The organism is Candidatus Peregrinibacteria bacterium, assembly GCA_030700255.1.
Lineage (GTDB): Bacteria > Patescibacteriota > Gracilibacteria > UBA1369 > JABINC01 > JABINC01.
This window is the reverse complement of record JAUYJN010000025.1, coordinates 1-12,732: the sequence shown is the minus strand read 5'-3', so window position 1 is coordinate 12,732 and position 12,732 is coordinate 1. Positions and strand designations below refer to the sequence as shown.

At 40.9% G+C, this 12,732-nt stretch carries 11 protein-coding genes; 3 read left to right on the top strand and 8 right to left on the bottom strand.

All coding sequences use genetic code 11. The features are described from left to right. Nucleotides 1–18: 18 nt before the first annotated feature. From purN to Q8P68_02980, 7 genes are all read right to left on the bottom strand, one after another. Nucleotides 19–645, bottom strand: coding sequence for a phosphoribosylglycinamide formyltransferase (gene purN, locus Q8P68_03010; GenBank protein ID MDP4008138.1), 627 nt, complete (start codon nucleotides 643–645; stop codon nucleotides 19–21). Beyond that, nucleotides 642–2,021 (bottom strand): phosphoribosylformylglycinamidine synthase I, encoded by a 1,380-nt coding sequence (purQ, locus tag Q8P68_03005; GenBank protein MDP4008137.1) that lies wholly within the window; start codon nucleotides 2,019–2,021, stop codon nucleotides 642–644. Before purQ ends, purN begins: the two co-directional genes overlap by 4 nt. 4 nt (nucleotides 2,022–2,025) lie before the next feature. Further along, nucleotides 2,026–4,518, bottom strand: a complete 2,493-nt coding sequence (gene purL, locus Q8P68_03000; protein MDP4008136.1) for a phosphoribosylformylglycinamidine synthase subunit PurL — start codon at nucleotides 4,516–4,518, stop codon at nucleotides 2,026–2,028. 190 nt (nucleotides 4,519–4,708) lie between these two features. After that, on the bottom strand, nucleotides 4,709–5,239 hold the full coding sequence (locus Q8P68_02995; GenBank protein ID MDP4008135.1) for a hypothetical protein: 531 nt from the start codon (nucleotides 5,237–5,239) through the stop codon (nucleotides 4,709–4,711). 85 nt (nucleotides 5,240–5,324) lie between these two features. Further along, a complete protein-coding gene (locus tag Q8P68_02990; protein ID MDP4008134.1) occupies nucleotides 5,325–5,702 on the bottom strand; it encodes a hypothetical protein in 378 nt (125 codons plus the stop codon). A 111-nt stretch (nucleotides 5,703–5,813) separates the two neighbouring features. After that, nucleotides 5,814–6,545 (bottom strand): ATP-binding cassette domain-containing protein, encoded by a 732-nt coding sequence (locus Q8P68_02985; GenBank protein MDP4008133.1) that lies wholly within the window; start codon nucleotides 6,543–6,545, stop codon nucleotides 5,814–5,816. Nucleotides 6,546–6,624: 79 nt separating this feature from the next. Then, nucleotides 6,625–7,605: a tyrosine-type recombinase/integrase gene (locus Q8P68_02980; GenBank protein ID MDP4008132.1), complete on the bottom strand. Its 981-nt coding sequence runs from the start codon at nucleotides 7,603–7,605 to the stop codon at nucleotides 6,625–6,627. 353 nt (nucleotides 7,606–7,958) lie between these two features. Here Q8P68_02980 and Q8P68_02975 point away from each other — a divergent pair, with 353 nt between their 5' ends. After that, nucleotides 7,959–9,122, top strand: coding sequence for a deoxyguanosinetriphosphate triphosphohydrolase (locus Q8P68_02975; GenBank protein MDP4008131.1), 1,164 nt, complete (start codon nucleotides 7,959–7,961; stop codon nucleotides 9,120–9,122). Between the two features lie 4 nt (nucleotides 9,123–9,126). Here the strand turns inward: Q8P68_02975 and Q8P68_02970 are convergent, their stop codons facing one another. Beyond that, nucleotides 9,127–10,863 (bottom strand): YiiX/YebB-like N1pC/P60 family cysteine hydrolase, encoded by a 1,737-nt coding sequence (locus tag Q8P68_02970; GenBank protein MDP4008130.1) that lies wholly within the window; start codon nucleotides 10,861–10,863, stop codon nucleotides 9,127–9,129. A gap of 80 nt (nucleotides 10,864–10,943) precedes the next feature. Between Q8P68_02970 and Q8P68_02965 the strand changes: the two genes are divergently transcribed. Beyond that, a complete protein-coding gene (locus Q8P68_02965) occupies nucleotides 10,944–11,783 on the top strand; it encodes a diacylglycerol kinase family protein (GenBank protein ID MDP4008129.1) in 840 nt (279 codons plus the stop codon). A gap of 2 nt (nucleotides 11,784–11,785) precedes the next feature. After that, complete coding sequence (locus Q8P68_02960; protein ID MDP4008128.1) at nucleotides 11,786–12,586, top strand: UbiA prenyltransferase family protein; 801 nt, start codon at nucleotides 11,786–11,788, stop codon at nucleotides 12,584–12,586. Nucleotides 12,587–12,732 lie beyond the last annotated feature (146 nt).

Here is a 12,732-nt window from a genome sequence, read left to right as displayed (position 1 = left end):
TTGCAATAAAATATAATATTAGCTCCCGGAAGACAATCTTTTTAATACTTCAACGTATCCGAGTTTTTCCTCAGCCTGAACTTTTTGACGTAGAGTTTCTATAGTGTCATCCGCCTCAACCGAAACTGACACTTGCAATATCATTTCACCGGCATCCACTTCTTCGGTAACATAATGAATTGTCATTCCGGTTTCTTTGTCTCCGCTTGCGAGCACCGCCTCGTGCACGGCATCTCCATACATCCCCTTGCCTCCATAGTGCGGCAAAAGCGAAGGGTGAACATTTATTATTTTCCCTTCGAAATCTTGAATAAATTCAGGTGTAAGAATGTTCATATATCCAATCAAGCAAATTAAATCAACTCGCACTTCTTTACCAACCGCTTCCGATTCAAGATCTTCTAACTCAACTATCATCTTGATAAGCTCCTCATCATACTGCTCAGGAGTTTTTCCTTTTGAAGGGAGGAGCACTGTAGGACAGCCATATTCTCGACCTTTTTCCAGAGCTCCCGCATCACGATTTGAAATAACCCCAAGTATTTCTACATTTTGAAGTTTTCTTGAATTTTTAGCTTCAATAATAGCACCAAGATTTGTGCCATTTCCGGAAGCGAGCACTATGATGTAAAAAGGTTTTTTCATGAATATTTTAACAATTCTTGGGAATGTGGATTTGCGAAAATGTTTGTCTTGAGGAGGGCGTCAATATTTGCATCGTGATCTTCAGGAATAGTTGAATCCAGATAATCTACCGTCCAAAGAACACCTTGCACTACGAATTTGAAGCCACTACATTTCGGATTTTTGCCGACCAAGTGTTTTTGAATTTTTTCTGTCTTACTCTGACCGAAAAAGTCTTCGCGATCTTTTGAATATAGTTGTAAAACCCCTTTATGAAGTGGGGTGAAAAGTTCATCGATCTCTCCGCTATTTGGATTAAATTGATACGTTTTTTCGCCAATCTTTACCCTAGCGAATTCTTTGTTTGTATTTAGAAGTTCACCTGAAGATATGAGCAGGGTTGCCATTTCAAGTGGTGAGTTTTTTGAAGATTCATCATAGAAAACCGTATAATGAGTTTGACGTTTTGTGCTTACTTCAAATCCCATTAAATTAAGTGTATTTGTAAAAGTCTCAGCCGTATTGTCAGTGATAATCAGGTCTACCAAGATTTCAAAATGAGAAGTTCTATTGTGAAATGGTGCGAGCGTTAAGCGCGAATAATCACTCTTATGAGTAGTCGCTGTTTCCGGAATCATGGCTTTTCCTTTGTCATAATATTCTTCAAGATATGTGCGCATTGAAGTGAAAACTTCCGGAATAGGCGCGCTAAAAGCGCGCTCAGGGTGCGGCATAATAGCCATAACGTTTCCGGCTTCATTGCATATTGCGGCGGCATTTTTGAAGGCACCATTTGGATTGATAGGGTAATTATCTACTACTTCCCCATTTGCATCACAATATTTGAAAATGATCTGATCGTTGTTTTCTATTCGAGATAAAGTCTCTAAATTTGTAGTTGTAAACCTCCCTTCTCCATGTGCGATTGGCGCATAATGTAGCGAGTCTGATTCTATACCGATATTAAAAGCACAGCGACCAGGTGATGCCGTTGCCCTGAGAGTAACGTCAAAATTTATAAACCCTGTTCCTACTATTTCGCCATCTTTGATACGTTTATTATTTGCCAAACATAATTCAAGTTTTCCATCCCCGGGAACCATGCATGTTTCAACAACGATTTGAGCACCATTACATATCCCAAGGAGCGGCTTACCTTTTGCTACTTCTGACCGTATAACATCCATAATCGAATCAAGTGATGCAATAAGCCCCGCCCTACCACGGTCTTCGTAAGCGAAGCCTCCCGGCACTATAAATCCATCGAATGCAGCAAGCTCTACCGGTGACTCATTCCAACGAAAAATCACACCTTCCATACCTGCATCATCGACTGCGCGCTTAGTCTCGTATTCTGAGTTGATTCCCGGAAATTGTAGTATTGCTATGCGTTTCATAATATTATTTAAGTTTTTTTCTAAGTGAGCTACCCCAAGCAATTGCCATATCTTCAAGTGGAAGAGAAATCATTTCACCTTCTTCGTCACCTTTTTCAGTTTTGAGAACGAAGTAAGGATCATCCAAAGTTCCACCGAGTTGTGTGAAAAATATATTTCTATCATTTAACAATGTCTCAACTACTTCTTGATGAGTAGGATCAACTTCGATTACGAATCCTCCCGTTTCTGAGAAGATGTATTTGTCGAAACGTAAATCGTTTTCGTCTAAACTTACCTCAACTCCAAGCTGCCCATCCGCATTTCCGCCAAGAGCCATCTCGGCAATAGCTACCGCAAGCCCGCCATCAGAGATGTCATGAGATGCCAGTACAAGCTCTTGATCTATAAGGTCGGTAAGTGCGTAAGATTCTTCAGCGACTTTTTTGAAATCTGCTTTCGGCACATTTGCACCAAGCCAAGGTGATTTATCTCGAAGTTGACCTAGTTGTTGATAATATTCGCTAGCTCCGAGTTCATCTTTACGCTCGCCGATCATGTAGAGCAGGGAGCCTGAATTTTTAAGCTGCATAGTCACAGCTTTAAATGCGTCATCCATACGACCAAGCGTACCTATAACTGCAGAGGCGTCGACGGGCCCATTTGGTGATTCGTTATAAAAACTCACATTTCCGGAGACACATGGAAGGCAATCATTAGGATAATCTTTAAGTGGAATTGCTTTTGCCGCTTCCGCGATGCCTCTTACACCTTCTGTGAATTCCCACATTTGCTCAGGCTTTTCCGGATTTCCATAGTTAAGACAGTCCGTAAATGCTATCGGAGACGCCCCTACAGCTGCGGTATTTCGCACACCTTCGCATACCGCATTCGCAGCTGACCAATATGGAGAAATCCTAGACTGACGTGGGTTTGAATCAACTGTAAGCGAAATACCAATGCGTGTAGCGTCATGATATACAGATTTTCCGTCTGAATCGCGTGTCATAAATTCTGAGCGATTACGGAGCGGCGCCATAACACCTGCATCCGCCTCGCCTGACTGGATAACCGTCTGTCCCTGCACGACTTTGTCATAATTTTCGTAGATCGGACGCCGCGAACATATGTTTTCCGAAGATAAGATATTTAAAAATACGTCTGTGAGTTCACCCTCTGTTCGAATATTATTTGATGACATTTTACTAAGTGGTGCTTTGAATTCCGGTTCTATAAATTCCCTTTTTGGCTCGCTATATGCTCGCTCAGATCTGATACCTTCTGTAATATCACTCGGCTTCGCATCAACCAAAATCTGATCTCCACATTTGAGTACGTAATTCCCTTCTTTAACTTTTCCAACGAGAGATGCCTTCGCACCTTTTGACGCTTTTGGTAAATCCCACTTAACATTGTAATGATCAAGTATCATCTGAGTTAAACTTGGGTGACACATCCAGCAAAGTCGCTCCTGCGTCTCAGAAAGCGCAATAACCGATGGATGTAAGCCCTCCATACTTGTATGAACTTTCGCAATATCGACCTCCGCTCCAAGCCCAACCCTTTCAACTTGCTCTACCGACGCACATACATTTCCACCTGCACCCATATCTTTGAATCCGATTTTATCTAAATTTCCTGTTTCTTTTAGAGTTTTAAAAAGATCACAAGTAGACTCGATAATATGACGTTTCAAAAATGGATTTGGCTCTTGCACAGCACCCTTATTCGCTTCTTTATCCTCTTCTTTTAAATCTGCCGATGCAAATGCCGCTCCGCCCATACCACTATTATCAGTAGGTTTCCCGACTATTATAATGTCATATTTTTCTCTCGCCGCTTCCTCCGGCACGAACGAATGTATTAATTCATCTCTACTTAGAACTCCAAGAGCTACGACATTCACAAGGCAATTATCATCAAAAGAATCGTTGAAATACACATCCCCTGCAAGATTTGGAACTCCTATAGGATTACCATAACCGGAGATCCCACTTACTACATCGTTTGCAATTGTCTTTGTATGATTTCTATCAATATCACCAAAACGAAGCGGATCAGCAATCGCTATAGGTCGTCCGCCCATACATAAAATGTCACGGATAATCCCTCCGACTCCTGTAGCGGCCCCTTCGTATGGCACAACTTGGGACGGATGATTATGTGATTCATGAGACATTATAATCCCATAATCCTTACCATCTACAGTTGCAAATTTCACAACTCCGGAATCCTCCGATGGCCCAAGCATAACTGTTGGCCCACTAGTTGGCAGATCTTTTAGAAATTTTCTAGAAGATCTATATGAACAATGCTCAGAGCCTTGAATACCCCAAAGTATTGCTTCAGTTAAAGTTGGGTTACGCCCCAAAATACCCGGGAGATGCCGAGCTTCATCAACTGTCATACTTATTTTATTCTCCCCGAGCGCAGTCCTTAGGTCTTCATCAGAAAGCTCTGTGACCTGCAGCTGCTCTTTCAGCTCACCATCTTTGAAATACTTATTTGGGAGAGTCATTGTTATTGTTTAATGTTTTGGGTATTAAGTTGGTTGCGCTACGCGCACTTTTTTTGGCAGAGCAAGTTTCACGCTCTGCCTGGATTGTACGAATACATTTCGAATATGTCTAGTGTAAAATCACGTCTTAAATAAACAAAAAGCCCCCGCGGATGCGGGGGCTTTTTAAAAACTTCTTAAATTAAGAAGATTACATCATATCTCCTAAAGTAATCTCCATCTCTTCACCACGTCCGATGTTACTTCTGTATACATCAAGTTCGAATTTTGATAGATCGTAATCTGCCATAACTTCGAACATAATATCTCCAGTGAATTCTTCACCGGCTGGAACGACTACACCTTCCGGGAATGGATTTGGAATTGAATCTACATCAGCGTACCAGTTTGCGTAACTTGTCTTATCATACCAAACTCCGAAGTCTCTACCACCAACTGTTACGTCAGAGTCTCCCGCCTTAACTGTAAGGTTAAGTAGAAGTAATTTCTTACCTTCACCCGGTGACCTAGTCGCCGCCGAAGAAGTTTCCGGGTAAGTCCACCCATCGACTGCGTAGTTTACAGTTACTGAGTAAGGAATTTTGTCAGCTTCACTATCTGGGAAAGTAACAGCCAGTTCGTGATTTAATTTCACACCGCTGTCCGGACCTGCAGAGCCACCGCAACCTATAAGCGAAGCCATAAGAGCTAGACTTAATAAAAACACTAACGTTTTTTTCATACAACTTAAGTTAAATAATTATGATTTTATTGTACCGATACGAAAGTAGCGTGTCTATAATAAAATAAATGAATTCAACCAAGGACTACTGACCGGCTGTGTTAAGTGCCTCTATAGCAGCTTTTAATTCCGGTTCAGATTCAAGAAGAGCCATAGCTCGCGCATCATCGAATCCTTGAAGCTTAGCCGAAAGCTCTAAAAGTTGCCCCATAGAAGTATTAGCCTCTGTCTCTTCCATAGTTTCCATTGCAGAGAGAAGCTCAACAAGTTCACGAACAGTTGCAAGAAACTCTTCATCAGAAAGTGTGCTTACCGCAGCCTCTGTTACCGGCATCTCAACTGACTCTTCAACAGTAGCATCATCAGATACTTCGTTCATTTCATCAGTATCGTTTCCACAAGCCGTAAGAGATATTGCAAGCACAAGCATCGCTAGAAATATTCCAAGTTTTTTTGTATTCATAATGTTTGGTTTAAAAAAATAATTATGAAAATATGTATTTTGTACATAAAAGGCTCAAGTTGGCACTTTAATGTAATCTTACCTCAATTGTCAAATTGACTAAGACTGATTTTATTCCACCGTGATAATCTCAATCCCACCAATCTCTTTTTCAAGTATCAAAATCTCCGCATCATACTTACCTTGCTGCCAATCACTTACGATCTCACCATCATGCAAAGTAATAACTCTTTTTTCTGCAATATTAACAAGGCTTTTGTCATGAGTTGCAAGTATTACGGTCACTCCGTATTCGTTTATACGCATTAGTAATTTCACTATTTCTTCCGATTGATGTGGGTCCAAATTCCCAGTTGGCTCATCTGCTATAACAATACGTGGGTTGTGAACTAGTGCTCGCGCTATTGCAACACGCTGCTTCTCCCCACCCGACAACTGATGCGGAAATTGATCTTTGTTTTGAACCATATCAACCAAGGCAAGTACTTCGTGCACCCGTGCAAAGATCTCAAAATCCTCTTCTCCACACACTTCCATAGCAAAAGCTACATTTTCCTCTACAGTCTTGTTTGGCAATAATTGAAAATCTTGAAACACAACTCCAACCGTCCTCCGAAAAGTCTGAAGATCTTTTTGATTTAAATTTGTCACCGTAACTCCATTTGCCATGATCTTCCCTGCTTCAAGTTTCAAATTCCCTATAAGGGCCTCAATAAGAGTCGTCTTCCCTGCGCCGGAGACCCCAACGATCGAAACAAATTCACCCTCTGAAATCTTGAGATTTATATTGTTTAGAACCCTATTGTTTCCGTAAATTTTTGTAACCCCTTCAAATGAAATCATATTTTTATTTTAGTTGAGTTTGTTTTCAAAAGACAGTTTAGCATGTAGACTTAGTAAGGTGAAGAGATGATAAAATCAATTACTTGTGGAATTTTTCGTGAATTTCTTTGAGGTGCTTATTTGTGACGTGCGTATAAACTTGTGTCGTTGTGATTGAGCTATGGCCAAGCATTTCTTGGACAGAGCGAATATCGGCGCCGGAGCGAAGGAGTTCTGTTGCGAAGGAGTGACGAAGCTTATGCGGAGTCACGGGTTTAACTATGCCGGCGAGCCGACCATGTCGGCGAGCCACCTCCTGCACGCTCACAGTCGAAAGCCTCTGACCCTCTCCTTTTGTAATATCTCTCCGTCCCCCATACATAGTATCCTCTGATTTACCACGACTATATGAAACAAAAAGAGGCTCAAAATTATCTTCCCTAGTAATAAGATATCTTTTTATTATGTCTGCGGCGCGCTGAGATAAGAATACAAGCCGAGGCTTATCCCCTTTACCACGTACCATAAATTCACGCCTATCAAGATTGATATCAGCGCGATTTAAATGTACAAGCTCACTCACACGAAGCCCGGTCGAATAAAGCATCTCAAGCATAGCGCGATCTCGCGGACCGGATTTCGCCAACATATCCACTGCACCAAAAAGCATTTCTACTTCTTCTCGGCTCAGGCATTCGACACTTCGCGCCCCTATTTTTGGGAGTTCAATTTTTTCCGGAGAGAGAGACGATACATCGATTTTCACCAAATATTTGAGCAGCGCGCGAAGCGCGATCAAATGATAACTCTGCGTTTTTTTAGTAAGTTTTTTTCCTTTTTTGTTTCCAGCAACCCCATCTTCCGTAACATATCTATTCAAATACAATTGATAATCCTCAACCATATCGAGCGTTAAATTTGCCATATCAAATCGCTCCGGGATCTCCGACCCTCCGCGATCATCCAAAAAATCCACAAACCTATGTAAGTAGTGAGCATAATTCTCAACAGTTTTACCGGATTGATTTTTCCCAACTTCACAGTATCTCAAAAATTTATCAATCGCTTCGAGTAGTTTCATATTTGGGTATTGTTGCTTCGCACCTTATTCGCATCGTCAAGTTCACTTTGTTCACGCCGTGCGTATTGGTTTGCACAATACTATCATGGATTTAGTCACATGTAAAATTAACAATAAAAAAGGAGGGCTAGGGGGACGCATCCTTTTATCGTAAGTATGACAATGTAATACAACGTCATACATAAAAAAATTGAAGGGTTGATGCGCACTCCACCAGAAAATCTTCTCAAATTCATACTTCATGGCCTGTTCTTAAGAATAACGTAAGATCTGTATTAAAATTGCTTGCAATTGTGGGAGCAAAAGAGGCAATTTATAACTACGTTAAAGATAAATATTTAGATTCGTACAAAATGCTATACACATTACAAGAACTCATGGATATGGAGGAAGGGAATCTTAGGCCTTATGCGGTTTGTAGCAAAAAATCAAAAGGCAGAGTTCATAAAGAAAGAGAAGACCTGTTGGATATAAATGGAGTGGCGTCTGACAAACCGCCTCGACTGCCTTTTCAAAAAGATCGTGATAAGATCATGCATTGCCGTGCCTTCCGAAGACTCCAAGGTAAGACGCAAGTATTTGTTGCACATTTTGGAGACCATTTTCGAACTAGGCTCACACATTCTATCGAAGTCGCACAGGTCAGCCGTGACCTAGCACGCAATCTTGGGCTAAATGAAGATCTTGCAGAATCCGTGGCTCTCGCACACGACCTCGGGCATACGCCCTTCGGCCACAGTGGGCAAGATGCACTCAACGAATGCATGCAAGAATATGGACTAAATTTTGAACACAATGAACAAAGCTTACGAATAGTCGATAAGCTCGAGGATATTTACCCACATTTCAAAGGGCTCAACCTGAGCCATGAGGTTCGTGAGGGTATGATGAAACATCAAACTTCCTCCGATAATTCTGGTGCGAAAATCATCGCTCACCCAAGCCTCGAAGGGCAACTCGTAAACCTAGCTGATGAAATCGCCTACAACAACCATGACATAGACGATGGGCTTCGCGCCGGACTGCTCACACTCCAAGAACTTGCAAAACTTGAGCTTTGGCAACGCGCTCTCGCACACACTCATGCGAAATATGGTAATGATATTTCACAACGACATCTGATTTCCCGAACTATAAGTGCGACGATTTCCCTCATGATTCGTGACGTCCTGGAATACAGCACGAAACTCATAGAAGAATATAATATCCAAACTCTCGAAGATGTCTACGCATATGGTAAACCGCTTATTTCATTTAGCCCTGAGATGCTGACCTTGAATGCCAACCTCAAAAGCTATCTCGCGCGCACATTCTACGCAAGCAAACAGGTGCTCGAACTCTCATACAAAGGGCAAGGAGTTATCAAAACTCTGTTTACATATTATATGCAGAATGAAGCGGAATTCCCCGGTTCACACAACCCAAATGAACCACTTGCTATCCGCATCAAAGACTACATCGCCGGCATGACTGATGAATTTGCAGAAGAAACGAGAGCGAAAATTAAAAACGTCTAAAAAACTATTTATCCCCTGACAAGTAATCATCGGCGATGTGCCATTTCGGCCATGTCCAGCTTTGCCTGAGTTCTTCCTCCGTCCCTTCTACTACTTTTTTTGTCTTCTCATTTCCTTTGAGTAGAAAAACCATATCGAGTTCCGCTTTGTCCGATCCGTACTCCTTATCGTATTTTTCTGCGATACTGTTTGGTGATAAAATCAACCTTCCATTGAAGTCCTCTAGCTCTAGATTAACCTTCGAAATAGATTTGTATGCCTTGTATATTAATTCTGAACAAACAAGAGTCTCATCTGTAGTGAAGTCGAAATTATAATCATAGCCTTTTCCCAGATGCTGAAATGCCGATATCAAAACCTTGAACTGCTCTGCCTTATCGATATTTTTCGCTCTAAAAACACCAAGAGAATCCCCACCGGCACTGTGCTCAAGCGAAGTTAAAATAACTCCAGGCCTTTTGGATTCTATAACCCTATGAGCAAAACCATCTTCATACATCCCTCCCAAAGTTTCGTATGCTTTTGGATAATTTTTCCCCAAATACTCTGCGACCGACATCCCTTGCAACTCTGAAACTCCGCTGAAATATTCTTCCATTTCTTCAAGAGTCCCCGTGTACATAGCAGCATGTGACCAATACCCGGGAATTCCTACATTTGTTGCATGCCACTCTCTACGCTCAAGGAATATATCCCCAGGCTGCAAGACACCAATATAATTTTGTATAACTTGCGGAGTGATAATATAATCTCTAGTTGAAAACTTCATATAACTAGTCTGTAGAGCTATGTTTTTTTGGACTGGAAACCATAAGTCAAATGCTTTGCTTTCAAGTATTTTTAATGGGTTTTTCACTATCAATGCAGGGTATTCAAGTAATGAAGAATCTACAACTTTTATCCCACTATCTGCTAAAATAAGAAGTCCTTTTGTATCAGCAACATTATCCCTGACAAATGGAAGGTACAAACGTCCTGCGTTGAGACGAAGTAAATTCTTTGCCAAAGTTAACTGAAAAACCAACTTGTCATAACTCTCTTCCGGGATCACCTGCCCACCTTCATTTAACATGACGATCAAACTACTGTTTTCTTTAGCAAGACTTGAAAGTTTTAAACCGTATTTGTACTGAGTCATAAAAGCAGCATATGCGAGAGTAAATGCATCCGAATGTTCCGCCAGTCTAGTAAAGCGATTGATATGGGGAAACCCCTTATATTTATTTTTTATAAGATCAACTTCTATCATGTCACCTATCACACCCTCCCAAAGTTTTCTAACCTCCCCCGACTCTGCTATCAAAGTTTTACCATCTCTTGTGAAGATTTCTTGAGCTTCCATTTGTTTTAGCAAATCCTCAAGATCTCTATCTAAATATACAAGAGCAGCGGAATCACTTTGAATTTCAGCTTTCAGTTCTACGCTTGGAAGTTTACTAAGAGGCGAAGATACAGGGAAGATAACGTAAAGTGAATAAATGAAAATCGCCAAACAAACAACAAATATCATATGTGGCCAAAATTGTATCAACCATTGCCTTACCATGAGTTCACCTTTTTCAAATAACTGACGTTTTTGGTAATAAGAAATCACAAAAGGAATCCAACTAATCAGATAAACTATTACTGCAGCTACCCTATGATAAGGATAGAAAATCCTCATAACCAAGATAAGAAATGCAAAACCTGCCAATCCATAGCCAAAGAAAATATTACTAATTATTTTATATAAAATTCCCATATTACGATCAATGTATTATACATCACACGTACAGTCAATTTCCATTTGAACAAAGAGTGAAATCCGACTAGTCTATTGTCATGAAAAAAGTACTCGTTATATATAATCCTATTTCCGGAGCAAAAGCTCGCAGAGATGTCGAGGGTATCTTAAAGGATGAAATAGAAAAAAACGGCTATTCTTACACTTGGTTTGGAACACTCCCGCGTCCGAAACAACCCTTGGAAAAACTTTTTAAAGAATCTTTTCACCGCATAATCGTGGTCGGTGGGGATGGGACGGTCGCAGAGGTGGCGGACTTTCTTATTCAACAAAAAATCAAAACTCCAATGGTTATAGTGCCGCGCGGCACAGCCAACTTGCTCGCGATAACACTTGGGATTTCTCTCATAAGTGTGAGGCGGGCAGTTAGCATGGGGCTCCAGCAGAATGGCCGTCCAATTGACGCAATGCATGTAAATAAAAAACACTATGCGCTAACCGCTATCGGAAAGGGCTACGATGCATTTGTTATGAAAAACACTACAAGAGCAGCAAAAAAAAGATGGGGACTACTCGCCTATATCTATACTTTTGCGAAGCACTATTTTTTCCACAGATCTCATGCGTATGACCTAACTATCGATGGTAAAAAACATCATACTATCGCAAAATCTATTGTTGTTTTTAACGCACTACCAATACCTATTGTAAAAATAGGTGGCAAAGTAAACCCAAATGATGGACTACTAAATATCGCTATTTTTAACCCAAGGCTTTTTCGAGCCACGACGCTTGCGACCTTCACAGGTAAAAATATCACCATTCACTCTGACGAAGATTGTGAATTCGATTTAGATGGAGAATTGATTCACGGCCATACCGTATCGATAGAAGTAATCAAGTCAGCCTTGAATATTGTGTACACTAAGAAATTTTAAACATGAAAAAAAGATTCCAAATCTCAAACTACACACGCCTACTGCGCATAGGACAGTGGTACAAAAATCTACTTATCTTCATCCCATTACTTTTTGCAATGCCTGGAGAGGTCCATACCTTACCTTCACTGATAATAGGATTTATTTGTTTTTGCGCCGTGTCTTCTATCACATATATGATCAATGACTGGGTAGACCGCGAAGCCGACAGGCTGCACCCAACTAAAAAAAATCGCCCACTTGCCTCAGGGGAAATTAGCGGAAAAACAGCAATAATAATCGGCATTATACTTTCACTGATTGTAATTTCCGGCAGCTTTTATCTAGGGTCATTCTATGCGTATATCGTCGCTACATACTTCATTATGACGAATGCATATTCGCTTGGTCTCAAAAATATACCGGTACTCGACCTCATAATTATCGCTGGAAATTTTATGCTCCGAACTCTTGCTGGCATGACCATATTTACTGATACTCACTCTCTGCCTTATTTTGTGGGAATTTTTTCTGTCATAATTATATTCCTTACTCATAAACGTCGAAGCGACATCAAGTTGCTCGGCGGCGAAGCCGCCGCCCACAAACCAGTACTTAAGTTTTATACAGAAAGAAACTCATACTTAATCCGCCTACTTGGCTATTTAGGGATTTTTTATGCCGCATATATTTTGTACACAGATGGCACATCCCTCCAAAAACTCATACCTATTCTCGCACTAGTTATCTTCATCAGCACTCTTCTTTCAAAAAAACCGCATCTCGCCATAAATCCACATCATATTTTCAAAAAAAGAATATAAAGAAATGGGTTCTTTAAACAAATTGGGCAATGCTGTGCGCGCACACGTCTTGAACGCCGTACTTCAGACGTCATTCCCGGGAACGGGCGTCGAATGCCGTATTTCAAAGTTCAATCTCCATGAAAACGCTTTGAAATGTGTACTTC

Coding starts and splice junctions, on each gene's coding strand:
- purN (MDP4008138.1), bottom strand. CDS start 645: ATGAAAAAACCTTTTTACATCATAGTGCTCGCTTCCGGAAATGGCACA.
- purQ (MDP4008137.1), bottom strand. CDS start 2,021: ATGAAACGCATAGCAATACTACAATTTCCGGGAATCAACTCAGAATAC.
- purL (MDP4008136.1), bottom strand. CDS start 4,518: ATGACTCTCCCAAATAAGTATTTCAAAGATGGTGAGCTGAAAGAGCAG.
- Q8P68_02995 (MDP4008135.1), bottom strand. CDS start 5,239: ATGAAAAAAACGTTAGTGTTTTTATTAAGTCTAGCTCTTATGGCTTCG.
- Q8P68_02990 (MDP4008134.1), bottom strand. CDS start 5,702: ATGAATACAAAAAAACTTGGAATATTTCTAGCGATGCTTGTGCTTGCA.
- Q8P68_02985 (MDP4008133.1), bottom strand. CDS start 6,545: ATGATTTCATTTGAAGGGGTTACAAAAATTTACGGAAACAATAGGGTT.
- Q8P68_02980 (MDP4008132.1), bottom strand. CDS start 7,605: ATGAAACTACTCGAAGCGATTGATAAATTTTTGAGATACTGTGAAGTT.
- Q8P68_02975 (MDP4008131.1), top strand. CDS start 7,959: ATGCTATACACATTACAAGAACTCATGGATATGGAGGAAGGGAATCTT.
- Q8P68_02970 (MDP4008130.1), bottom strand. CDS start 10,863: ATGGGAATTTTATATAAAATAATTAGTAATATTTTCTTTGGCTATGGA.
- Q8P68_02965 (MDP4008129.1), top strand. CDS start 10,944: ATGAAAAAAGTACTCGTTATATATAATCCTATTTCCGGAGCAAAAGCT.
- Q8P68_02960 (MDP4008128.1), top strand. CDS start 11,786: ATGAAAAAAAGATTCCAAATCTCAAACTACACACGCCTACTGCGCATA.